At 64.9% G+C, this 23249-nt stretch carries 23 protein-coding genes; 15 read left to right on the top strand and 8 right to left on the bottom strand.

What is annotated here, in order from left to right; translation table 11 throughout:
- Positions 1 to 81: 81 nt before the first annotated feature.
- Positions 82 to 507, bottom strand: a complete 426-nt coding sequence (locus tag I6F33_RS29530; protein WP_036014328.1) for a PaaI family thioesterase — start codon at positions 505 to 507, stop codon at positions 82 to 84.
- 70 nt (positions 508 to 577) lie between these two features.
- On the opposite strand from I6F33_RS29530, the gene I6F33_RS29525 reads away from it, so the two are divergent.
- Positions 578 to 1204 carry a CoA pyrophosphatase gene (locus I6F33_RS29525; RefSeq protein ID WP_225144909.1) on the top strand — a complete coding sequence of 209 codons (627 nt, stop codon included), beginning with the start codon at positions 578 to 580 and terminating at the stop codon, positions 1202 to 1204.
- A 56-nt stretch (positions 1205 to 1260) separates the two neighbouring features.
- Positions 1261 to 2478 carry a hypothetical protein gene (locus tag I6F33_RS29520; protein WP_225144908.1) on the top strand — a complete coding sequence of 406 codons (1218 nt, stop codon included), beginning with the start codon at positions 1261 to 1263 and terminating at the stop codon, positions 2476 to 2478.
- Positions 2479 to 2603: 125 nt separating this feature from the next.
- Here I6F33_RS29520 and I6F33_RS29515 read toward each other — a convergent pair whose 3' ends face one another.
- Positions 2604 to 2909 carry a hypothetical protein gene (locus I6F33_RS29515; RefSeq protein WP_036014324.1) on the bottom strand — a complete coding sequence of 102 codons (306 nt, stop codon included), beginning with the start codon at positions 2907 to 2909 and terminating at the stop codon, positions 2604 to 2606.
- Between the two features lie 193 nt (positions 2910 to 3102).
- On the opposite strand from I6F33_RS29515, the gene I6F33_RS29510 reads away from it, so the two are divergent.
- The 5 genes from I6F33_RS29510 (at position 3103) to I6F33_RS29490 (ending at position 8431) form a co-directional block, all read left to right on the top strand.
- Entirely contained in the window at positions 3103 to 3582 is a 480-nt protein-coding gene (locus tag I6F33_RS29510; RefSeq protein WP_036014322.1) for a hypothetical protein, read from the top strand.
- Between the two features lie 344 nt (positions 3583 to 3926).
- On the top strand, positions 3927 to 4874 hold the full coding sequence (locus I6F33_RS29505) for a TAXI family TRAP transporter solute-binding subunit (RefSeq protein WP_036039897.1): 948 nt from the start codon (positions 3927 to 3929) through the stop codon (positions 4872 to 4874).
- A gap of 162 nt (positions 4875 to 5036) precedes the next feature.
- Entirely contained in the window at positions 5037 to 7157 is a 2121-nt protein-coding gene (locus tag I6F33_RS29500) for a TRAP transporter permease (protein WP_036027038.1), read from the top strand.
- Positions 7118 to 7531, top strand: a complete 414-nt coding sequence (locus I6F33_RS29495) for a DUF1850 domain-containing protein (RefSeq protein WP_225113356.1) — start codon at positions 7118 to 7120, stop codon at positions 7529 to 7531. The genes I6F33_RS29500 and I6F33_RS29495 overlap by 40 nt, the downstream gene beginning before the upstream one ends.
- Before the next feature lie 93 nt (positions 7532 to 7624).
- Positions 7625 to 8431 carry an SDR family NAD(P)-dependent oxidoreductase gene (locus I6F33_RS29490; protein ID WP_036027040.1) on the top strand — a complete coding sequence of 269 codons (807 nt, stop codon included), beginning with the start codon at positions 7625 to 7627 and terminating at the stop codon, positions 8429 to 8431.
- Between the two features lie 78 nt (positions 8432 to 8509).
- Here the strand turns inward: I6F33_RS29490 and I6F33_RS29485 are convergent, their stop codons facing one another.
- Positions 8510 to 8845, bottom strand: coding sequence for a putative quinol monooxygenase (locus I6F33_RS29485; protein WP_225144907.1), 336 nt, complete (start codon positions 8843 to 8845; stop codon positions 8510 to 8512).
- Positions 8846 to 8996: 151 nt separating this feature from the next.
- On the opposite strand from I6F33_RS29485, the gene I6F33_RS29480 reads away from it, so the two are divergent.
- From I6F33_RS29480 to I6F33_RS29465, 4 genes are all read left to right on the top strand, one after another.
- Entirely contained in the window at positions 8997 to 10238 is a 1242-nt protein-coding gene (locus tag I6F33_RS29480; RefSeq protein ID WP_225144906.1) for an FAD-binding protein, read from the top strand.
- Positions 10238 to 11560 carry a glycolate oxidase subunit GlcF gene (gene glcF / locus I6F33_RS29475; protein ID WP_225144905.1) on the top strand — a complete coding sequence of 441 codons (1323 nt, stop codon included), beginning with the start codon at positions 10238 to 10240 and terminating at the stop codon, positions 11558 to 11560. The genes I6F33_RS29480 and glcF overlap by 1 nt, the downstream gene beginning before the upstream one ends.
- Before the next feature lie 85 nt (positions 11561 to 11645).
- Entirely contained in the window at positions 11646 to 12005 is a 360-nt protein-coding gene (locus I6F33_RS29470) for a hypothetical protein (protein WP_036039910.1), read from the top strand.
- A gap of 450 nt (positions 12006 to 12455) precedes the next feature.
- Positions 12456 to 13469: a TorF family putative porin gene (locus I6F33_RS29465; RefSeq protein ID WP_036027050.1), complete on the top strand. Its 1014-nt coding sequence runs from the start codon at positions 12456 to 12458 to the stop codon at positions 13467 to 13469.
- A 140-nt stretch (positions 13470 to 13609) separates the two neighbouring features.
- On the opposite strand, the gene I6F33_RS29460 is transcribed toward I6F33_RS29465, so the two are convergent.
- Positions 13610 to 15361 carry an ABC transporter ATP-binding protein/permease gene (locus tag I6F33_RS29460; RefSeq protein WP_036039911.1) on the bottom strand — a complete coding sequence of 584 codons (1752 nt, stop codon included), beginning with the start codon at positions 15359 to 15361 and terminating at the stop codon, positions 13610 to 13612.
- 387 nt (positions 15362 to 15748) lie between these two features.
- Here I6F33_RS29460 and I6F33_RS29455 point away from each other — a divergent pair, with 387 nt between their 5' ends.
- Complete coding sequence (locus I6F33_RS29455) at positions 15749 to 16147, top strand: META domain-containing protein (RefSeq protein WP_225144904.1); 399 nt, start codon at positions 15749 to 15751, stop codon at positions 16145 to 16147.
- A gap of 125 nt (positions 16148 to 16272) precedes the next feature.
- Here I6F33_RS29455 and I6F33_RS29450 read toward each other — a convergent pair whose 3' ends face one another.
- The 3 genes from I6F33_RS29450 to groES form a co-directional block, all read right to left on the bottom strand.
- Positions 16273 to 17478 carry a hypothetical protein gene (locus I6F33_RS29450; protein WP_036027054.1) on the bottom strand — a complete coding sequence of 402 codons (1206 nt, stop codon included), beginning with the start codon at positions 17476 to 17478 and terminating at the stop codon, positions 16273 to 16275.
- Positions 17479 to 17675: 197 nt separating this feature from the next.
- Positions 17676 to 19307: a chaperonin GroEL gene (groL, locus tag I6F33_RS29445; RefSeq protein WP_036014289.1), complete on the bottom strand. Its 1632-nt coding sequence runs from the start codon at positions 19305 to 19307 to the stop codon at positions 17676 to 17678.
- A 118-nt stretch (positions 19308 to 19425) separates the two neighbouring features.
- Positions 19426 to 19722 carry a co-chaperone GroES gene (gene groES / locus I6F33_RS29440; protein WP_025033779.1) on the bottom strand — a complete coding sequence of 99 codons (297 nt, stop codon included), beginning with the start codon at positions 19720 to 19722 and terminating at the stop codon, positions 19426 to 19428.
- A 314-nt stretch (positions 19723 to 20036) separates the two neighbouring features.
- Between groES and I6F33_RS29435 the strand changes: the two genes are divergently transcribed.
- Positions 20037 to 20558: a hypothetical protein gene (locus tag I6F33_RS29435; protein WP_036014287.1), complete on the top strand. Its 522-nt coding sequence runs from the start codon at positions 20037 to 20039 to the stop codon at positions 20556 to 20558.
- Between the two features lie 234 nt (positions 20559 to 20792).
- Here I6F33_RS29435 and I6F33_RS29430 read toward each other — a convergent pair whose 3' ends face one another.
- Positions 20793 to 21578, bottom strand: coding sequence for a protein phosphatase CheZ (locus tag I6F33_RS29430; RefSeq protein ID WP_036014285.1), 786 nt, complete (start codon positions 21576 to 21578; stop codon positions 20793 to 20795).
- A 316-nt stretch (positions 21579 to 21894) separates the two neighbouring features.
- Here I6F33_RS29430 and I6F33_RS29425 point away from each other — a divergent pair, with 316 nt between their 5' ends.
- Together I6F33_RS29425 and I6F33_RS29420 are read left to right on the top strand one after the other, a co-directional pair.
- Positions 21895 to 22725 carry a L,D-transpeptidase gene (locus I6F33_RS29425; protein WP_225113352.1) on the top strand — a complete coding sequence of 277 codons (831 nt, stop codon included), beginning with the start codon at positions 21895 to 21897 and terminating at the stop codon, positions 22723 to 22725.
- Between the two features lie 34 nt (positions 22726 to 22759).
- A complete protein-coding gene (locus I6F33_RS29420; protein ID WP_146207773.1) occupies positions 22760 to 22957 on the top strand; it encodes a hypothetical protein in 198 nt (65 codons plus the stop codon).
- Positions 22958 to 23249 lie beyond the last annotated feature (292 nt).

Genomic DNA, 23249 nt, shown 5'->3' with positions numbered 1-23249 from the left:
CCGCGACGTACTGGATTCCCCGCCTTCGCGGGGAATGACGGCTGCGGGTGTGGCGCGCAGCAGCGCCGGCCTGATCGCCCGCTACCCCGGCCCCTTCAAGATCTTGAACACGCCGTTCGCCATCACGATGCAGCGGTCGTCCACGGTCACCTCGGTGCTCATGAAGATCAGGCTGCGGGTCGAGCGCACCACCCGCGGGCGGGAGATCAGGGTGTCGCCGATCTGGCCGGCCTCGACGAAATGGGTGTCGAGCTGCACCGTCGCCAAGTACTCCTTGCCGGAGACGTAACGGGCCGTCATGCCGCAGGTGCGATCGGCGAACGTCATCATCACGCCGCCCTGGACCATGCCGCGGCGGTTGTGGTGCTTGTCCTCGGTCGCGAGCGCGAATTCGTAATGGCCGTCGACCTTGCGCTCCCACAACGGGCCGATCAGATGCAGGAAGCCCGTGGTCTCCAGGATGCTCCAGCCCTCTGATTTCAACCTTGCGGCGGCCTTGCTGGTCATGTCGTCGTTCGTCCTTGCAACGCGATGTCTCCTCGTTTCATCAGATGCAGTCCTGGTGTAGTCAAGCATCATGAGAGCGTTCGACGATGCCACCAGACGGAATATCGCAGAGGCCTGCGCGGCCTTCGCGCGGCTGCCCGACACAGCCGAGCCGCCGGCGCTGAAGCGCGCCGCGGTGGTGCTGGCGCTGACCGAATCCGACGACGGTGGCGACACCGCCTTCTTGCTCACCAGGCGCGCCTCGCACCTGCGCGCCCATCGCGGCCAATGGGCGCTGCCCGGCGGACGCTGCGATGCCGGCGAGACGCCGGTCGAGGCGGCGCTGCGCGAGCTCGACGAAGAGCTCGCACTCGCGCTGTCAGCCGATGCGGTGCTCGGCCTGCTCGACGATTATCCGACGCGCTCGGGCTATCTGATCACGCCGGTCGTCGTCTGGGCGGCCGATAGTGCTGCGATCCGCCCGAACCCGGACGAGGTCGCCTCCGTTCATCGCATCGCGCTGGCCACGATCGAGCGCGACGATGCCTTCGATTTCACTGAGATCCCCGAGAGCAACCGCCGCGTGATCCGCTTCCATCATCAGATGAGCCTGATCCATGCCCCGACCGCGGCGCTGATCTACCAGTTCCGCGAGGTGCTGGCGGGGCGGCACACCCGCGTCACCGACCTGGAACAGCCGGTATTCGCCTGGACGTGACGATGGTAAACGGCGCGTTAACGCGACGGTTACCGGATGCCTGCTAAGAAGGCAGCATGCATCATTCGATTCGAAACAAATTGGCGCTGGTTCCGCTCGCGCTCGTCCTGATCTCGCCCGCGGCGCGCGGCGCCGAGGCCGAGGCGCTGCCGCCCGCCGTTCGAAATGCCAACGCCCAGCTGCTGTCGCAGTTTTTCGCACAAGGCGGGGGGGCTTCGCCGGCCGTGCTCGAATATCGCCGCAAGCTCGCGGAATATCAGGCCGCGCGCGCCGCCTACGATGCCGAGGCCGGCGCCTATTGGAGCCAGATCTCCGAGAAGCGGAAGACGCGGAACGCCAAGCGGCGCAATGGGCAGCAGATCACGCTCGATGATTACGTGCTGGAGCATCCGCCGCTCTATACCGGGCCGAAGAAGCCGGTGAATCCGGAGCCGGAGGAAACGCCGGATCGCCCCGCGAGAAGACCGATCCCCGTGGTCGCCGATTTCCTGCGTGCGGCGCAGGAACTCTACCAGTTCACGCCGCAACGCCCGTCCAGCGAGCTCGAGTTCAAGCGCGCCTATGCGCGCTACGCTCTGGCCCATGGCCTGACGCGCGAGCAGGCGGTGCGGGTCTATTCGTTCGAGACCGGCGGCACCGGCAGTTACGACGTGCAGGCGGGCATCGAGCATGGCGGCAAGCGCGCGATCTCGACCGCGATGGGCTACAACCAGCTGCTCACCACCAACAGCGTCGAGCTGCTCGCCGAGCAGGGCCATGAACTGATCCGCGCGCTGTCCGAGAAGGTGACGCGCACATCTGGACCGGCGCGGCATGCGCTCGAGCACAAGCTCGCTGTCCTGAAGAAGATGGTGGCCCACGCCAAGTCCGTGCCCGACACCTGGTCGGAGCACGAGAAAATGGGCAGCACTCCCCAAGGCTGGGCCATGCACGCGATGGTGCTCGACGTCGATATCGGTCCGATGCTGCAGACCCACAAGCTGCTGACTTCGGTGCATTTCGCCCGCGCCAAGGGACACTCGCGCCCGCTGTCGGCGGCCGAGCTCGAGATGATGAACCTCACCGGCGACGGCACCGGCCTCGACATGGTGACGATGCCGCAGGCGCTGCGCGAGCGGGTGCCGACCTCGAACTTCTTCCAGCGCGGCGGCTATGAGCGCAACCCGGTCGCGATCCGCCACAACACGGTGGCGAAGCTGCTGGCCGTGACCGACGAGCGCATGGACGTGAACAGCGGCAAACCCGGCGCAAGGGAATTGGCAGGGGCGTTCTAGGACGCTGTCGTAGGATGGGCAAAGCGAAGCGTGCCCACCATTGTTGATTCGACGATATGAGATGGTGGGCACGGCACTAACGCGCCTTTGCCCACCCTACGCTCTGTCGCCTGCGAGCGCGGCCCCTACTGATCCGGCCCGAACTTGAACTTGCCGTCACCCTCCAGATACGGGCCGGTGCGCATGTAGAGCTGGCCGTTCTGGCCGATGAAGAACAGTGTGCCCTTGGGCACCTTCTTGGCGCCCTTCAAGAGCTCGCCGGCGTTGCTGGTGCCCATCTTGTAGGAATAGGTCTTGCCCTCCCTGTCGTAGGCGTAGCCGGTGTCGGTCTTCAGCTCCCAGGGCGTCGCTGCGGTTTGCGCCAATGCGGGCGCTACCAATGCGCCGAGCGCGGCTGCGAGTGCAAATGTCTTGATTGAAAATGCCGTCATCCCATCCTCCCAAGATCGGGACATTCCATGATTGAACAAATCACGAACGATGCGTCCCGGTCAACTTGCGATAGCGCCGCAGCGCATCACGTCTTGCCCAGCAGTTTGTGATTTTCCCTCCGTCCCCTCGCGACTATGTTCCGCTTTCCGTTTAGAACGCAACTCGACAAAAATATTGGTGGGGATGATTCGAATGAACCTAGTCGTCAAAGCCTGCTCGGCTGCCGCGCTGTTGCTCACGGCGCTGGCGCCGGCCGCCCAAGCCGATGACTACCGGCTCAGCCACAACCAGCGGATTTCGTGCAGCCGAGGCCTTGCCCCGGGCAAGCTGAACACGGCGACCTGCAAGTCCTACACCTATCTCTTCAACACCAGGACCTCGGAATATTTCCGCTGCCAGGTCTCCCTGGCGCTGACCCGCGACAACAAGGAAGTCATCAACGTCCAGACCGACGGCGGCTGCACCAAGAAACCGCGCATTTTCGAGACCGACGGCAAGTACGATTTCGACGCCACCGAGACCGAGCCGCCGAACACCAATTCGTTCTTCGGCCCCGGCGGCTATTCGGTCTGGGCCGCCGACGTCGGCGCGCAGAAGGTGCGCGGCTGCATCACCATCTCCTCCGGCCTCGGCTCCGACATCTCCAAATGCCTGGACATGACGTTCCAGTGAGCGAGCGCTCGATAGCCACTGCGTAGACGGTGCGCTCCCTGCTCCGCCTACGGGGGAGGGCTGGGGAGAGGTGTCTCCGCATCGGGACAATCTCCTAGAGGAGAAAACCCTCACCCGCGCCTTCGGCGCGACCTCTCCCGCAAGCGGGAGAGGTGACCGAGCAAGCCGCTCCGACTCGAACCTAACGCGACTCCAGTCCCGCTGCGCCACCTCGCCGCACCGTCCGGTTCCCAAAAACCCAGCGGGAACGGCCCTTTGCCGCAGTCCTGTTTTGCCTTTTGGATGGGTTGACCCGCATCCCTCATCCGGCCAATTTCGCCGCCGGTTTGGGGAGAACAACAACCATGAAACGGACGATTTTCGGCGCGGCCGCGGCTCTGGCTCTGGCGGCGTCGGCACCTTGCGCCCAGGCGCAATCCTTCATCAACGTGCTGACCGGCGGCACCTCGGGCGTCTACTATCCGCTCGGGGTCGCGATCGGAAAGATCTACGGCGACAAGATTCCGAACGTGAAGACGCAGGTGCAGGCCACCAAGGCGTCGGTCGAGAACCTGATCCTGCTGCAGCAGGGCCGCGGCGAGCTGGCGTTCACGCTGGGCGACTCGCTGAAAGCCGCCTGGGAGGGCGAGGAGGAGGCGGGCTTCAAGACCAAGCTCGACAAGCTCCGCACCATCGGCGCGATCTACCCGAACTACATCCAGATCGTCGCGACTGCCGACAGCGGCATCAAGACGCTCGCCGATCTCAAGGGCAAGAGCCTGTCGGTCGGTGCACCGAAGTCGGGCACCGAGCTGAACTCCCGCGCGATCCTGGCCGCTGCCGGCATGAGCTACAAGGAGCTCGGCAAGGTCGAATATCTGCCCTTTGCCGAATCCGTCGATCTCATGAAGAACCGGCAGCTCAACGCCACGCTGCAATCGGCCGGGCTCGGTGTCGCCTCGCTGAAGGACCTCTCGACCTCGAGCCCGATCACGGTGGTGTCGGTGCCGAAGGAGACCGTCGACAAGATCGGCCCGCCCTTCGTGGCGGCGACCATTCCGGCCAACACCTATACCGGCCAGGACAAGGACGTGCCGACTGCGGCCGTGATCAATTATCTGGTCACCAGCTCCGCCGTCTCGGACGATCTCGCCTATCAGATGACCAAGCTGGTCTATGAATCGCTGCCCGAACTCGTCACTGCGCACGCGGCCGGCAAGGAGATCAAGCTCGAGACCGCCGCCACCGGCAGCCCGGTCCCGCTGCACCCCGGCGCGATCCGCTATTACAAGGAAAAGGGGCTGATCAAGTAATCAGCTCCTGTCGTCGGACGTCATGGCCGGGCTTGTCCCGGCCATCCACGTTCTGCGGCTGTGCATGGAAGTTTCGTGGATGCCCGGGACAAGCCCGGGCATGACGGCTCGGGACATACCGTGCCAATGCTACAAGCGCTCGACGATTGGGGATGGGCTGAGATGCTGGAAAAGGCAGAGGGGACTGAGATCGCGCCCGACAAGGTCAAGGTCGAGTTCGACAATTTCGAGCATGGCTTCCCAGAAGGCTTCGGCCCGGGCTGGTGGGGCCGGCTCGCCTACTGGATCGGCATCGCGTTCGCGATCTTCCAGCTCTACGTCGCCGCCTTCAACTATCTGCCGAGTCAGGTGGTGCGCGGCGTCCATGTCGGCTTCCTGCTCCTGCTCACCTTCGGCCTGATCGCCAACTTCACCGCGAAGAGCAATTTCGGCCGTGCGCTGGGCTGGGCGATCGGCGCCGCCGGCTTCTACTGCGGTCTCTACCAATGGATCTTCTATGCCGACCTGATCGCGCGCGACGGCGATCCGACCAGGCTCGATCTCGCCGTCGGCACCCTACTCGCGGTGCTGATCTTCGAGGGCACGCGGCGGCTGATGGGCGCGGCGCTGCCGCTGATGTGCGGTGCGTGTCTCGTCTATTGGTTCTTCGGTCAGTACCTGCCGTCGCCGCTCAACCATCGCGGCTATGATTTCGACCAGATCGTCACGCATCTGTCGTTCGGCACCGAAGGCTTTTACGGCGTGCCGGTCTACGTCTCCGCGACCTACATCTTCCTGTTCATCCTGTTCGGCTCGTTCCTGGAGCGCGCCGGCATGATCCAGCTGTTCACCGACGTCTCGCTCGGCCTGTTCGGCCGCACCCGCGGTGGACCTGCCAAGGTCGCGGTGTTCGCCTCGGGCATGATGGGGACCATCTCCGGCTCGGGCGTCGCCAACGTCGTCACCGTCGGTCAGTTCACGATTCCCTTGATGATCAGGTTCGGCTACCGCCGCGCCTTCGCAGCCGGCGTCGAGGCGACGGCCTCGATGGGCGGCCAGATCATGCCGCCGGTGATGGGGGCGGTCGCCTTCATCATGGCCGAGACGCTCGGCGTGCAATATTCGGAGATCGTCAAGGCCGCCGCGATCCCCGCGATCCTCTATTTCGCCTCCGCGTTCTGGATGGTGCATCTGGAAGCCGGCAAGCACGGCCTGGTCGGCATGAAGCGCTCGGAGATCCCGAGCGCCTGGAAGGCGCTGGTGACGCGCTGGTACCTCGTGCTGCCGCTCGCGGCGCTGGTCTACATGCTGTTCGAGGGTTTTACGCCGCTCTATGCCGGCAGCATGGGCCTTGCGCTCACGGTGACGCTGATCCTCGGCACCGCCATCACGACGGGCGCCTCCTCGAACGTGATCCGCACCATCTTCTGGGTCGGGCTCGCGCTCGTCGTCGCGGCATTGTCGCGCGACGGCCTCCAGATCGTGCCGGTCGCGACCGTCGTGGTCGGCCTGATCGTGATCACGGCGTTCGTGCGCGGCGGCTTTGCGGCGTTGCGGGCCTGCCGCGATGCGCTGGCCGAGAGCGCGAAATCCGCCATCACCGTCGGCATGGCCTGCGCGATCGTCGGCGTCATCATCGGCATGATGTCGCAGACCGGCGTCGGCACCATCTTCGGCGGCTGGGTGATCGGACTCGGCGAGAAGAGCCTGTTCCTGGCGCTGGTCATGACCATGCTGCTGTCGATCCTGCTCGGCACGGGCATCCCGACCATCCCGACCTACATCATCACCGCCGCGCTCGCAGCTCCCGCGCTGGCCAAGCTCGGCGTGCCCTTGATCGCGAGCCACATGTTCGCATTCTATTACGGCATCATGGCCGACCTCTCGCCGCCGGTGGCGCTCGCCGCGCTTGCGGCCGCGCCAATCGCCAAGGAGAACCCGGACAAGATCGGCTGGGAGGCGATGCGCATCGCGCTCGCCGGCTACGTCATTCCCTTCATCTTCGTCTATTCGCCGGCCTTGATGCTGCAGGCCGGCGATCCCATGGCGGCCAAGCTCGGCTTCTACGGGGCGGTGGCGCTGGCGAGCTTGAAGGCGCTGGTGGCGATCGGCCTGTTCGGCATGGCCGCGATCGGCTTCCTGTTCACGCGGCTGACGCTGATCGAGCGCCTGGTCGCGCTCGGCGCCGCGTTCTGCCTGCTCGGCGAATTCCCCTTCAGCGACAGCGCGGGCTTCGTGCTCGCCGCCGCGCTGGTGCTGTGGCAATGGCGGCAGCGTCCGCCGGCGCCGGTCGAGGCGGTGTGAGCCTCTGTCTTGCGACAGCGGGCGGCGTGAAAGCGCTGACGCTATCCGCGTTCACGCTTGTCTGGACGCATTCGATCGCGAAGGTCGAATGGCAGGAAGACTGGCGCCTCACGCCCGCCGGCCTCGAGCTGGTGCAAGCCCGCGTCAAGGGCACCGGCCCCGGCATGGAGCCGCCGGCCGAGGCGCGGCTGGTCGACGGCTGGTTTCAATGGCGGCCGCAGCGTGCGCCGATGCCGGAATTGGTGCTCGGCGATTCCGGCGCGGCCGGAGAATGGCGACTCTGCCATGACGGGACGTGCCGGACATTGTCGGAGATTGTCGGGCATCCCATTGGTGCTAACGTGACCACGTTGAGCGTCTGCAAAGAACCGTAGCCCGGATGGAGCGGAAGCGTAATCCGGGACCACTGCCCCGGATTGCGCTGCGCTCCATCCGGGCTACAAGAACAACAACACGGGAGACACGCGATGGATCGGCTCAAGGGCAAGGTTGCGATGGTGGTGGGGGCCGGCTCGATCGGTCCAGGCTGGGGTAACGGCAAGGCGACCGCGGTGACCTTTGCGCGCGAGGGCGCGCAGGTGTTCTGCGTCGATCGCAACGGTGCCGCGGCCGAGGAGACCGCCAGGATCATCAGCGGCGAGGGCGGCAAGGCGATTGCGTTCACGGCCGACGTGTCGCGGCCTGCCGAGATCGAGGCGATGGTCGCGGCGTGCCTCAAGGCCTATGGCCGCATCGACGTGCTCGACAACAATGTCGGCATCGCCGAGATGGGCAGTGTCGTCGAGGTGAGCGAAGACAGCTGGGACCGCGTCTTCAGCGTCAACCTCAAGAGCGCCTATCTCGCCATGAAGCACGTCGTTCCCGTCATGGTGAAGCAGGGCGGCGGTTCGATCATCAACATCTCCTCGATCGCCTCGATCCGCCACATGGGCATCTCCTACGTTACCTACGGCGCCTCGAAAGCGGCGATGAACCAGATGACGCGCACCACAGCGATCGAGTTCGCGCGCCATCACGTCCGGGTCAACGCGATCCTGCCCGGCCTGATGAAGACGCCGATGGTCGAGCACTCCGCCGGCCTCGCCGCCAGCTACGCCAAGGGCGATGTCGAGGCGATGTGGCGCGCGCGCGACGCCCAGGTGCCGATGGGCCATATGGGCGATGCATTCGACGTCGCCAACGCCGCGCTGTTCCTGGCCTCGGACGAGTCGAAATACGTGACGGGCATCGAGCTCGTTGTCGACGGCGGGATCACGTGCAAGGCCGGGGCTTGATCCAGCCCCAGCTTGCACGCAGCCCGCCGCTGCGAGTCATAGGCGATCGCCCTGGCTCGCAAGGAGGAAGCAGATCATTCACAGCAGGGCGTATTGCGCGCGTTCGCGCCTGGTTAGCAGCGGCAGCGCCTGTTCCGCGATGTAGCTCTTGAAATGCGCGCTCTCCTGGTGCGCCCTAAAGGCGTCTTCGTCGCGGAACAACTCGTAGAACAGGAACTGGGCCGGATTGTCCTTGGCGCGCGAGATCAGGAACAGCTTGACGCCTGGCTCGCGCTGCGCCTGAGGGAGGAAGCCGCGCAGGATTTCGGCAATGCGGTCGGCCTCTTCGGCCTTTGCTTCCCATTGCGCCACGACGAGAAGTCCGCCGCCGATGGCCGGGTGGCCGGTCTGTTGATTCATTGCCTGTTCGATCATGATGGAGCTCCCTGAGAATTCTCCATTCGATACCGCAGCTCTGGGCGACAATGGTTCGATGAACATCGTAGTGCGAATGTCGCCGAACGGCCCGACGTTCCGTCGTGGGTCGAATTGATTTCCTGCGCGAATTTCGCTACCGCCTTTTCCCGTGGATACGCTCAAGGTCAGAGACGCCAAAGACGTCGAAGAGGTGGTGCGCGCGGCGATCGCGAGCGAGCAGCCGCTCGAGATCATCGGCCATGGCGGCAAGCGCGGCATCGGCCACGCCATGGCGACCAACGCCGTGCTCGACCTCTCCGCACTCAATGCCGTCACCGCCTACGAGCCGAACGAGCTCATCATCACGCTCCAGGCCGGCGCGCCGCTGGCCGACGTGCTGGCGCTGATCGACGCCAAGAACCAGCAATTCGCCTTCGAGCCTGTAAACACCGCCCCGCTGCTCGGCACGCCGGCAACAGGCACCATCGGCGGCATGATCGCGGCCGGGCTCGCCGGGCCGCGGCGGATCCGGGCGGGCGGGGCGCGCGACCACCTGCTCGGCGCGCATGCCGTCTCGGGCTTCGGCGACAGCTTCAAGACCGGAGGCAAGGTGGTGAAGAACGTCACCGGCTACGATCTCTGCAAGCTGCTGGCGGGGTCCTGGGGCACGCTGTCGGTGATGACCGAGGTCACGCTCAAGGTGATGCCCAAGCCCGAGGCCGAGCGGACGCTGTTGCTGCGCGGGTTAGATGATGCCACCGCCAACAAGGCCATGACTGCGGCGCTGGGCTCGCCCTTCGACGTCTCCGCCGCCGCGCATCTGCCGAAATCCGCACTCCGGGCCGGGACCGAGGGGCTGGGCGACATTGCGGGCCAAGGCGAGGCCGAGGCGCTGACGGTGCTGCGGCTCGAGGGCATCACCGCGTCCGCTGCGCACCGCGCCGGCTCGCTGCGCCAATTGCTGGCGCCGTTTGGAACCGCGACGCTGATCGAGGACGTGGCATCCACGGCCCTGTGGAGCGCGATCCGCGACGTGCTGCCGTTCGCGGCGAGCGGCGCGCTCGGCGCCTGGCCGGTCTGGCGGATCGTCTGCCCGCCGGCCTCGGGCGCGGCGCTGGGCACGCAGCTGGCGCGCGAGACGGGGGGCGATGTGATCTACGATTGGGGCGGCGGCCTGATCTGGGCGGCGCTCCCGCCGAAGCCGGACGCGCATGCCCCGGCGGTGCGTGCGCACGCGAACGCGGCCGGCGGGCATGCCACGCTGATCCGGGCGACTGATGATGTCAGGCGCGAGGTCGACGTGTTCCATCCGCAGGCGCCGGGGATTGCCGCGCTGAGCGAGCGGGTGCGCGCCAGCTTTGATCCGAAGATCATTCTCAACCGGGGGCGGCTCACGCGGAGCGCTGGCTGATGAAGACCGAATTCTCACTCGCGCAGCTCGCCGACCCCGATATCGCGGAAGCCGACAAGATCCTGCGCGCCTGCGTCCATTGCGGCTTCTGCACCGCAACCTGCCCGACCTATGTGCTGCTCGGCGACGAGCTCGATAGCCCGCGCGGCCGCATCTATCTGATCAAGGAGATGCTGGAGAAGGACCAGGCGCCGACCGCCGACGTGGTCAAGCATATCGACCGTTGCCTGTCGTGCCTTGCCTGCATGACGACCTGCCCCTCGGGCGTGAACTACATGCACCTGGTCGACCAGGCCCGGGTGCAAATCGAGCAGCGCTATCGGCGGCCGCTGACCGAGCGGCTGCTGCGCCAGGTGCTGGCCTTCGTCCTGCCGGACCCGCAGCGCTTTCGCGTCAGTATGTGGCTGGCGCGGCTCGCCCGTCCGCTCGGCGTCTTGCTGCCGACACCCCGGCCTGCGGCGACGCCGGGCTTGATCCAGCGCATCAAGGCGATGCTGGCGCTGGCGCCGGACCGGCTGCCGCCCGCAGGGCCCGCCGCCGGCAGCGTGTTCGCGGCGCTGGGCAAGAAGCGCGGCCGTGTGGCACTGCTCCAGGGCTGCGCCCAGCAGGTGCTGGCGCCGCGCATCAACCAGGCCGCCATCAGTCTCCTGACCCGCCACGGCATCGAGGTCGTCCTTGTCAGGGACGAGCAATGCTGTGGCGCGCTGACCCATCACCTCGGCAACGACCAGGATGCGCTGGCGCGGGCTCGCGCCAACGTCGCGGCGTGGCGGAAGGAAATGGCCGGCGAGGGGCTCGACGCGATCCTGGTGACGACCTCCGGCTGCGGCACGGTGATCAAGGATTACGGCTATCTCCTGCGCGAGGACACAGCGTGCGCGGCCGATGCTGCGAGGGTCTCGGCGCTCGCCAAGGACATCACCGAATACGTCGCCGGCCTCGAGCTTGCGACGGCGGCGCGAGCGGACGACATCGTCGTCGCCTATCACTCCGCGTGTTCGTTGCAGCATGGACAGAAAATCACAGGGCTTCCGAAAGAATTGCTTTCCAAGAATGGATTCGTGGTGAAAGATGTGCCCGAGAGCCATTTGTGTTGCGGTTCGGCGGGGACCTACAACATTCTCCAGCCCGAGCTTGCGGGTCGGTTGCGTGATCGCAAGGTCGCCAACATCGCGAGCGTCAAGCCGGACATGATTGCCGCGGGCAATATCGGCTGCATGGTGCAGATTGCCAGTGGCACGTCAGTTCCGGTCGTACACACGATTGAGCTTCTCGATTGGGCGACGGGCGGGGCGCGGCCGGCACTGAACGCGCAGGTTTGAGCTTTCAGGAGCCCGAACTATCCTCCCGAGGTGACGACTGAAGACGCCCGATCAAGCATTGTTCGGCGGCAACAGGAGGACCACAATGGCGAAAGCGAAGAAGAAGAAAAGCAAGAAGGCCAAAAAGGCCAAGAAGGCCGTAGCGGCGAAGAAGTCCGCGAAGAAGGCGACGAAGAAGAAGGCGGCCAAGAAGACCGCCAAGAAGTCTGCCAAGAAATCTGCCAAGAAGGCCGCCCCGAAGAAGGCTGCCAAGACGACCGCAAAGAAGTCGGCGGCCAAGAAGGCTGCTCCGAAGAAGGCCGCGAAGAAGGCGGCACCGAAGAAGGCGAAGGCAGCGCCTGCTCCGAAGCCGTCGGCACCGGCGGAGACCCCCGCGCCCGCCGAGACAAGCTGGGCGATGCCTTCGTCTTCTGCGGAAGCGGCGCCGGCCGAGGGGCAGGGGTAGGAAGGCGGTCTCTCAGCGCCTTCGGACTGTCACTCGGGACTGTTACTCGGGATTGTTACTTGGGATTGTTACTTGGGATTGTAACGAGAAGGCCGCGGCACCCCGGTGCTGCGGCCTTTTTGCATCGTGGAAAGCCGCCCTGGCAAAGGCGCTCCGGGCCCACCCTGATTCGTAGCGAAGGTGTCACGCCGCCTGGCGATCCCCGGGTTTACACGGGTCTGCACTGCACCTTGGAATGCAAATAATGTGATCGAGAAGCCACACAGCCTGACAACCTTTCGTGAATTCGTCAAAACGCCTAAAAAGTCGGCAGATGCCCGTGCTTTTTGCTTCACGGTTCCTGTCCATCGATCCAAATTGCCGCAGTGACGCAATTTTGCAGGTAGGCCGCATGCCCCGGGGGGCTTCCGGGGGCGACTGCTAAGTAAGAACGGGTAGATGGGGATCGAAATGAAAAAAGTGGCTTTGTTGGCAACGGCGCTGGCAATGGTGACGACGGGTTCGGCGTTCGCGGCAGATCTGCGCGTGAAGGCATTGAAGGCCCCGCCGCCCCCGGCGTTCGATCCTTGGGATATCGCCTTCGGCGGCGGCATCATGAGCGATTACGTCTTCCGCGGCATCACCCAGTCGAACCATAAGCCGGCCGTCACGGCCTATTTCGAGCCTCGCTACAACGTCACCAAGGACTTGCAGCTCTACGTCGGTACGTCCGCCTCGAGCATCTCCTTCCCGAACCGCGCTGCGGCGGAAGTCGACTTCTACGGCGGTATCCGCCCGACATTCGGCATGTTCGCCTTCGACTTCGGTCTCTGGGGCTACCTCTATCCGGGCGGACAATGCTTCGGCTCGCAGTACACATTGGCTCAGGGCAATTGTGGCGGCGACATCGATTACTCGCAGGGGGCAATCGGCCTTCCGATCAACGGCAACTTCGCCAAGAAGGACGCCAGCTTCTTCGAAGCCTACGCCAAGCTGAACGTCGTCATCAACGACCAGTGGACGGTCGGCTTCAACGAGTACTACTCTCCGAACTTCCTGAACCTCGGCGCCTGGGGCAATTACGCCTCGATCACCGCCAAGTGGACCGCCCCGAGCACGATCTTCGGTGCCAGCGGCGTCGGCATGTATGTGTCGGGTGAGTTCGGCCGGCAGTGGTTCGGCACTTCCGACATCTTCTACGGCATCGCGGGCGATCCGGTTTATGCGAACGGCATCAAGGAGCCGAGCTACAACACCTGGAACGTCGGCGTCGGCTTCACCTACAAGGTGTTCACGCTCGATCTGCGCTATCACGACACCGACCTGAACAAGGGCGACTGCAACGCCTTGACCAGCGATCACACCGCGAAGTTCACCGGAAGCTTCACCCCCATCAACCCGGGCGGCTTCGGCTCCAACTGGTGCAGCGCGGCCGGCGTGGCCAAGCTCTCGTTCGACCTGACGGCGATGAGCAATCTGAAGTAAGCTTCTTCCCGAACGACTTCGCGAGGGCGGCAGGGCAACCTGCCGCCCTTTTGCTTTTCTCCACGCCGTCATGGCCGGGCTTGACGCGTGTATGGAGTGACGACTCGAACTTGATGATCAGCGGCTACCCAGCGCTCGCCTCAGCGCGCGGCGCTCGGCTCCGCCGCAGTCCGCTCGCCGCCGACGACGTGGATCGCACCGTCCTTCACCAGCGCCACCTTGCGGGTGTGGAAGGCATCGAGCGTCGAGCGGTGGCCGATCGAGACGATGGTGGCCTGCGGCAGTCTCTCCGCCAGCAGCCGGTAGAGCCGGGCTTCCGACGGCTCGTCGAGCGAGGCGGTGGCTTCGTCCAGGAACAGATAGTCCGGCGCATGCAGCAGCGCGCGCGCTAGCCCGAGACGCTGCTGCTCGCCGAGCGAGAGCATCCTGTTCCAGTGGCCGTCCTCGTCCAGCCGCTCGGCGAGATCGGGCAGCCCGACCGCGATCAGGGCCTCGCGGACCTGCGCGGCGTCGAACGCGCCCGGCGCTGCCGGATAGACCACGGCATCGCGCAACACACCGACCGAGAAATAGGGCCGCTGCGGCAGCATCATCAGCTTTGCCTTTTCCGGGACCACAACCGTGCCGGTGCCGAACGGCCAGATGCCGGCGATGGCCCGGAACAGCGTGGACTTGCCGGAGCCGGACGGTCCGGTCACCAGCACGCGCTCCGAGGCCTGAATGGTGAAGGCCTTGGCGGCCACCAGCGGCGTGCCGTTGGGCAGGTTCACGCAGAGCTGCTCGAGGTCGATATGGCGGCCGGCGACTTCCAGCGCGATGGCAGGCTCATGCGCCGGCAGATTGACCGCCGAGGCGACCGACATCTCGAAGCCATCGAGACGGGCAACCACCGCACGCCATTCGGCCAGGGATCGGTAGGCGCTCACGAAGAAGGACAGGGCCTTCTGCACGCTGCCGAAGGCGGAGCCGGTCTGCACCATCCCTCCAAGTTGAATCTTACCGGCAAAGTAGGCAGGCGCGGTGAGGATGAAGGGAAAGATTACGGCGGCTTGGGAATAGCTCGCCGTGAAGGCAGTCAGACGCTTGGTCCGGCTCATGATCGCGTACCAATTGCCGACGACATAGCCGTAGCGGAGTAGCAGTCGTTCGCGTTCGGCGCCTTCGCCCTTAAGCAGTGCGATCTGTTCGGAGTTCTCGCGCACGCGGACGAGGTTGAAGCGGAAGTCGGCCTCGTAGCGCTGCTGCTCGAAATTGAGATTGACCAGAGGCGAACCGATCCAGTGCGTCAGCGCGGTGCCGAAGATCGCGTAGACGAGCGCCGCCCACACCAAATAGCCGGGAATGGGAAAGTCGAGGCCCGAGATATGCAGCGGTGCCGCGTTCGACAGCCCCCACAGAATGACCACGAACGAGAGCAGCGTGACGATCGAGGAGAGCAGCCCGATGCCGATATTGAGAGTCTGCTCGACGAAACTCCTGACGTCGTCGGTGATGCGTTGGTCCGGGTTGTCGGCCGCATCGCCCTTGAGCTGCATCCGATAGTGGGTCGCGCTATTCAGCCATTCGCCCAGATAGTGACGTGTCAGCCATTGCCGCCAGCGAATCTGGAGCCACTGATTGAGATAGAGCTGGTAGACGGAAAGCGCGACGCTGGCGCTCGCGAGCAATGTGAAGACGCCCAGCTCCCAGACGAAGCCGTTCCAGTCGCGCTCCTGGAGATAGTTGTAGAAGCGGCTGTACCATTGGTTCACGAGCACATCGATGGCGACCAGCAGCAGTTCGATCACGATCACCGCGGCGAGCAGGCCGCGGCCGGCCCATTTGTCCTCTGACCGGAAATAAGGGATGGCGATTCGCCAGACGATCGCGAGCGTGGCGCGGATGTTGTTCACAGAGCTGGATCTCCTCAGGGGATGTGCACGATGCCCAGAGCCAAATAGCTGAGGCGATGGCGGAAATGGGCGCGCTTAGACTAAAGTCGCAAGTTCTGCAATTTGCGTTGGATTGTCGCAGCCAGCAACCCTAGCATGGTGCCCGCCGGTGCGGGGCAGGGTGCTCCGGGATTTCGCGACCTTGTGAGCGGCCGGGAACCGCCGGATGCGCGAGAACTTCGCGCCGCGGCTGCAACTGGCTGCCGATCGCTTTCTCGTTCGGCGTGGTCTTCGAAGGCGCCCCGGGCTTCGCCATGCCGGTGCGCCTGCATCGACCATGCGCGAACCTTCTCAACGCCCCCGCCGTCTCATAGAAGGTGCGGCAAGTCAGGTCGGTCGAGAGGTCTCATGGTTTCGTTCCAGCGATTGGTGTGTGCGGCGGTTGCAATGTTCGCGATGTCCACACTCGCGCGTGCCCAGGAGGCGTTTCCGTTCGGCACCGAGATGACGCTGGAGGCGTTGCCGCAGGCAGGCTCGAAGCGGATTCCCAACATCGAGATCGGCGACAATGGCGAGGTCGTGCTGGAGCTCTGGTGCAAGGGCGGCAAGGGCCAGTTCTCGGTCGCCGGCAACACCGTGATCTTCGTGCCCGGCCAGATCCAGAACCGCAACTGTCCGCCGGCGAGAGCGCAGGCCGACGACGAGCTCGTCGCAGCCCTCGGCAGCGTCGAGACCTGGAAGCGCCAGGGCGACGTGCTGACGCTGATCGGGCCGAAGCCGCTGCGCTTCAGGACGACGGGGAATTAGGCGTCGGTCATTCCCCGCGAAGGCGGGGAATCCAGTACGCCGCAGCCTATCGATTCCATCGCTGCTGTCTCGGAGTACTGGATCGCCCGGTCAAGCCGGGCGATGACAGCGGTGGCTGTCTCAGCCTACTTCCACACCGACTTGTCGGCGTCCCAGCGCTGGCCCTTCAGCTCCTTGACGAGCGCCTCGATCGAGCCGTTGTCGTCGGGCAGATCGCCTTCTTCGTCGAGGCTGGCATCGTCGGACAGATTGAGCCTGGCCCCGCTGCCCTCGTCGGCCGTCGTGGTCGCCGGGCTGCCGATCCAGAGCATGAGCTTGTCCGTGGTGCCCGGCTTGTCGGGCGAGACCAGGCCTGCGACCTCGATCGTGTCGGTGAGCTCGAGCGCCGGGAAGTCCTGGTTCGGCCGCTTGAACACCAGCTTGAGCCTGCCGGTGGCCGGGTTGAAGTTTTGCGTGACCGGCTTTGCCGCGAGCGTCCTGCTCAGCACGCTCGCCACCGCCGTTGCAAGCTTGCCCTTGTTGATCTTGTCGCCCTCGCGCCAGTCGGCCGCAGGGAAGCGGATGGTGCGGTCCATCTCGGTCATGCCCGCGGTCCAGCCTGCGGCGGTGACGCCCGGCATTGCCTTGAACTTCGCCAGCAGCGCGCCGGCGCGCTCGGGATCGACCGACATGGTGATGGTCTGCTCGCCCGCGCGCAGCGCGTCGCAGCCGACATTGAGGCTCGCCAGCGTCACCTCGACCTCCTGGCCCTTCAGGCTCTTCAGGAAGTCGGTCGCGGCGTCGAGCTTGACCTTGACCGCGATCGCTTCCGGCGAGACGTCGGTGAAATCCTTCGGCTGCGGCGTGATGCCGTCGTCGGAGGCCTGACTGTCCAGGAATTCCTTTTCACTGAGATCGGAATTGTCCGGCGAGGTCACTTCGGTCACCGCCTGGCCGACCGCGATCTGGCCGCGGAATTCGAACATGTCGCCGGACTGCTTGCGCGTCAGCTTGACGCTGACCGGCGACTTCTCACTGATGCTCTGCGTCGTTCCGGTCAGCGTCTGGCCGGCGACCTGGAGGTTGACGACGAAGCGGTCCTTGCGGTCGGAGTTCTTCGCGATGGGGTAGCAGACGTCGAGCACCGCCGCGGTCAGCGTCTTGCCCTGGCGCGTCTCCTTCAGGATCACGTCGGCATTGCCGTCCATCAGCCCGTCCATCGCGGTGAAATAGCGCGTCTCGGTTCCCCCCGGCGCGGTCGCCTTCGGCGACAGCTTCATCTGGGCGGAGGCCTGCGGCGGAACGGCGAGCAGGGCCAGAACGGCCGTGGAGCAAACCAGAAGCGCACGCATCGATGACATCCTCGCGCAACGGCCATGATCCGGAAAGCGTGAAGCGGTCTCTAGGATCATGCCCAAACAATCAGAATCGGCGCGCCACCGTAGTGGGTTTTGGCCGCTGGTTGAATCGGAAAGCGAAACGGGCAGGGTCGGCAAAAAAGAAGGCCGCCCGGAGGCGGCCTTCGCAACTCTGTCACGGAACGGAAGGCTTAGAAGCCGCCCATGCCGCCGCCGGGGGGCATCGCGGGCGGAGCTTCCTTCTTCGGCATCTCGGCGACCATGGCTTCGGTAGTCACCAAGAGGCCGGCCACGGAGGAGGCGTCCTGCAGCGCGGTGCGCACCACCTTGGCGGGATCGATGATGCCCTTCTCGACCATGTCGACATAGTCCTCGTTCTGGGCGTCGAAGCCGAAGGTCTCGGACTTGTTCTCCAGGATCTTGCCGACCACGATCGAGCCTTCCACGCCCGCGTTCTCGGAGATCTGGCGGATCGGGGCTTCCAGCGCCTTCAGCACGATGTTGATGCCGGCCTGGACGTCGTCATTGGCGTTGGTGAGACGGCCGACCGCCTTCTTGGCGCGGAGCAGCGCGACGCCGCCGCCCGGGACGATGCCTTCCTGAACCGCGGCGCGGGTGGCGTTGAGCGCGTCCTCGACGCGGTCCTTCTTCTCCTTGACCTCGATCTCGGTGGCGCCGCCGACGCGGATCACCGCGACGCCGCCGGCGAGCTTGGCGAGGCGCTCCTGCAGCTTCTCGCGGTCGTAGTCCGAGGTGGTCTCCTCGATCTGGGCCTTGATCTGGCCGACGCGGGCCTCGATGTCGGGCTTCTTGCCGGCGCCGTTGACGATCGTGGTGTTCTCCTTGTCGATCACCACCTTCTTGGCGCGGCCGAGCATCTTCACCGTGACGTTCTCGAGCTTGATGCCGAGCTCCTCGGAGATCAGCTGGCCGCCGGTCAGGATCGCGATGTCCTCCAGCATGGCCTTGCGGCGGTCACCGAAGCCCGGCGCCTTGACGGCCGCGACCTTGAGGCCGCCGCGGAGCCGGTTGACGACCAGGGTGGCCAGCGCCTCGCCCTCGACGTCCTCGGCGATGATGACGAGCGGCTTGCCCGACTGCACCACGGCTTCCAGCACCGGCAGCATGGCCTGCAGGCCCGAGAGCTTCTTCTCGTGCAGGAGGATGTAGGCGTCCTCGAGCTCGGCGGTCATCTTCTCGGCATTGGTGACGAAGTAGGGGCTGAGATAGCCGCGGTCGAACTTCATGCCCTCGACGATATCAACCTCGGTCTCGAGCGACTTGTTCTCCTCGACGGTGATGACGCCCTCGTTGCCGACCTTCTGCATCGCCTGGGCGATCATCTTGCCGATGGCGGCATCGCCGTTGGCCGAGATGGTGCCGACCTGGGCGACCTCGGAGGAGGCGGCGACCGGCTTGGCGCGCTTCTCGATGTCCTTGATGACGGCGGCAACCGCGGTGTCGATGCCGCGCTTGAGATCCATCGGGTTCATGCCGGCGGCGACCGCCTTGGCGCCTTCGCGCACGATGGCCTGGGCCAGCACGGTCGCGGTGGTGGTGCCGTCGCCGGCGAGGTCGTTGGTCTTGGAGGCGACCTCACGCACCATCTGGGCGCCCATGTTCTCGAACTTGTCCTCGAGCTCGATCTCCTTGGCGACCGTGACGCCGTCCTTGGTGATGCGGGGGGCGCCGAAGCTCTTCTCGATGACGACGTTGCGGCCCTTCGGGCCGAGCGTCACCTTGACGGCGTTGGCGAGAACGTCGACGCCGCGCAGCATGCGATCGCGCGCGTCTCCGGAAAACTTGACGTCTTTGGCAGCCATGGTCTGCAATCCCTCGTGTTATGTGATGTGTGTTGTCTTGTGCCGTGCGGCGGAACGATGGATGCCCGGATCGCCTGGATCCGGGCATGACATTCAGCGGCTGTTCAGGCGGACGGCCTTAGGCCAGCACGCCCATGATGTCCGACTCCTTCATGATCAGGAGCTCTTCGTTGTCGATCTTGACCTCGGTGCCCGACCACTTGCCGAACAGCACGCGGTCGCCGACCTTGAGGTCGATCGGGATCAGCTTGCCGGTCTCGTCGCGGCCGCCGGGGCCGACGGCGACGACCTCGCCCTGGGACGGCTTTTCCTTGGCCGTGTCCGGAATGATGATGCCGCCCTTGGTCTTTTCCTCGGCGTCGATACGTTTGACCACGACACGGTCATGCAGCGGACGAAATTTGGATTTAGCCATGACGTTTCCCTTTGGAGGCTCGCTTCGGAAGTAGTGGGGTCGGTGGGGCGGCGCTTCCGTCCGCCCTCGCGTCGAGGATCGAACGGCGCGCTTAGCAATCGGGCTTTCCGAGTGCTAATAGTGGGTCCGGAAATATGGCTTGGCCGCGATCCTGTCAAGCAAAGGTGGTTAAGCGATTGTTGAGGCGGATATAGGATGGTGGCATTGGAAACTCGCTCGGGGCGTCGCCGTAAAGAACGACGTCATTGCTCCGGCAGCGGTTTTGCGCTTGGCTGCGGGAGGGGTGCGGCCATGGTCTTGTTCGGGGGAATGCCATGATCAGTTCGGCTCACGCGCGCACGGTTGCCAATCTGGCGGCCGCCTCTTGTCTGGCGCTGCTGCTGGGCGCCTGCGGCGGCGGCTTCAACCTGCCGTCCCTCACGTCGTCCCCGCCGCCGCCCGAAGCCGAACCTGGCGTCGCTCCGGAAATGCCCGCCAGCATCCGCGCCGACGAGATCGTCGGCCGCTGGGGGCTCGCCTCGTTCCAGAACCCGGCCGATCGCGCCCGCACCGAGAAGATGGCGCGTGAGCAATGCAGGAACCCCTACGTGATCACCGCCGGTTCCTCCGGTGGCGTGATCATGCATCTCGCCGACCAGGCGACGCCGCAGGAGCTGCGGCTGAAGGGCTCGCCGAGCGGCAAGAACTACATCGGGCCGGCCGGCCCGACCCCCGGCGACCAGGACCGCGAAATCGTCTCCTTCGACGGTCGCGTCATGATCACCCGCTTCATCGACAAGGACGCTGGCACCCGCTACGGCAACATGGTCTACGTCCGCTGCGCGCCGAGGGCGTGACGGTCTCTTACCCTCTCCCCTTGTGGGAGAGGTGGCTCGCCGCGTAGCGGCGAGACGGGTGAGGGGTCTATCTCCTCACGAACGGTCTTGCGAGTGGAGAGAACCCCTCATCCGGCGCTTCGCGCCACCTTCTCCCACAAGGGGAGAAGGGAAGAAGAGTTCACGATCTGCACCGGCCAAAACAAAAAACGCCGGCCCAAGGCCGGCGTTTTGTTATTCCGATGTCGTCGCCGCTCAGTCGAACAGCGCGTCGATGTCGTCCTGCGAGGCGTGGCCGACGTCGCCGGCGAGCTTGGGGCCGTTGAGGAGCTTCTCGTCCTCGCTGCGGTTGTCGACCTGCGCGGGCACATGGGACTTGATCGCGTCGACGCCGCCCCAGATCTCCATCATCGCGTTGATGTGCTGCTCGATGAACTTCATCGTGCCCATGACCTTGCTGATGCGCTGGCCGGTCAGGTCCTGGAAGTTGCAGGCTTCGAAGATCGAGATGACGCGTTCCTGGATGTCGTCGGCAAGGCGCTTCTGCTGATCGATCGAGTCCACCTTCGACATCGCGCTGGCGGCCTGGTCGATCGATTCCGCGGCTTCGAGGATCTGCTGGGTCGCCTGCTCGGTGCCGCCGACCACCGCGCCGAGCTCGCCGTTGACCTTGGCCATCTCGCCGCCGTCGAAGCTCTTGCCGTGCAGCGTCGCGATCTCGCGCTTGGTGCGGTCGATGGCGTCGTGGATGAGGTCGAGCTCGACCTTCAGCTTCTCGCACTGCTCGATCTGCGCCCGGTAGGTATCGAGCATGGTGCGCGCTTCGGCAAGCTCGTGCGCGGTCGAGGCGTCGATCGCCGCCATGGCAGCGCTGCCGGACAGCGGGGCCGCGACGATGCCCTTCGCCATCTGGGCGCGGATCGCGCGCAGCTCGGCCATGATCTCGCTATGCATCGGGAGTGCCTCTTCGGTTACGTCTACAATGGGCATCTCGCCACCGACGATATCTTCGACGCGAAAACGCTTGCGGTGAACAGCCATCAGGATACTCCCCCCACCTCACTCACGCGTCTTTGTAGGCAGAAGCGATTTAACACGAAGTTCACAGCAGGAACTGCTGATCGGCCGCGCGCGACGCGGCGCAAAGAAGCGATTAACCATCACCGTGCGGCGTTCATCGAAAATAAACGCTGATCGCCAAATTGCAGGCGCGCTCGCGACGTGGTGAATCCAAACGCGCTGTCCGTTTACCAAACAAAACGGCTTTTGCTTTTTATTGACCACGTCGAAGAGCGCGGATCAGCCACCGGCTCTCCACGACGCATGTGATCTAGACGAAACAGTACAGAGTACGTCGATGTTCAAGAAAATGTCTGTCGCGCTGCTCGGCAGCGCTTGCACCTTCATGGCCGGCGCGAACGACGCGGGCGCCTTCGACAACAGCGTGCCGAACGATCCGCCCGCGGTGCTGTACCAGCCGCGCGTGCCGCCGGCGCCGGTGCGCGTGGCGTCCCATTCCAACATGGGCGGCGGCTTCATCGAATTCCTGTTCGGCGATGGCCCCGGCCGCGGCCCGGCCTACGCGCCGGAGCGGCCGGTGTATCAGCAGCAGCCGGGCTATTACGACCAGCGGCGCCTGCCGCCGATGGGCGAGCCGCAGATGCAAGGTGGGTATCAACAAGGCGGATATCAGCAGGGCGCGTCTCTGCAGCAGGAGGCGGTCGATCCGCGGCAGCGTCCGTTCGATCCGAAATTCGAGAAACAACTCGTTGACTATAGCGGCAAGGAAAGTCCCGGCACGATCGTGGTCGATACGCCGAACAAGTTCCTCTATCTCGTCGAGGGCAACGGCCGGGCATTGCGCTACGGCATCGGCGTCGGCCGTCCCGGCTTCACCTGGTCCGGCGTGAAATCGATCACCGCCAAGCGCGAATGGCCGGACTGGACGCCGCCGGCGGAAATGCTCGCGCGCCGGCCCGATCTGCCCAGGCACATGGAAGGCGGCCCGGAAAATCCGCTCGGTGCCCGTGCGATGTATCTGGGATCGACGCTCTATCGCATCCACGGCTCCAACGAGCCCTGGACCATCGGCACCAATGTCTCCTCCGGCTGCATCCGCATGCGCAACGAGGACGTCATCGACCTCTATGGCCGCGTCAACGTCGGCACCAAGGTCGTGGTGATGTGAAGCGTCATGCGCTCGATGGAGCGATCAAGTCCGGGTGCCGCGTCGGCTCGAAATGCGCGGCGTCGAAGGGACGCTGCCGCCGCCAAACGTCCGCCTGAATAGTCCTACGTCCGCTGACGGTGCCTCGACCCGCGACGAGGGACAGCGGCGCGGCGAGGACGAGCTGATGAAGCCGAATGCGGTGCGCGAGCCGAGCGGTTCAGCCGCCGCACCGACAGCTCTGCCTTCCTGAGGCGCTCGTGCAGTCCCTCCAACTCGTACAATTCGGTGATGAGATGGGTCGTGACGTCGCTCAGGGTCGCGATGCGCTGTTGAAGTGAACTCATTCTTAAAACCCCCGACTGTAGCCAAGAGAGGCAGCCACGATGTGTGGCATAAGCAGTGTGTTCTTCCAATTGAACACCCATGTCCAAATTTGGAAATCCGGGAGTCTACGGCGGCGTGTGTCGGAGGACGATTTCGCCCGGCATGGTGAAGTCAGGCGCACCTCGTGACGTTCTGCACGGTGCTGTCCGACAACGCAC

The sequence above is a fragment of the Bradyrhizobium sp. BRP20 genome, assembly GCF_020194215.1.
Classification (GTDB): Bacteria; Pseudomonadota; Alphaproteobacteria; order Rhizobiales; family Xanthobacteraceae; genus Bradyrhizobium; species Bradyrhizobium yuanmingense.
Note: the sequence above shows the minus strand (reverse complement) of the source record. Positions and strands in the feature narration are given on the sequence as shown.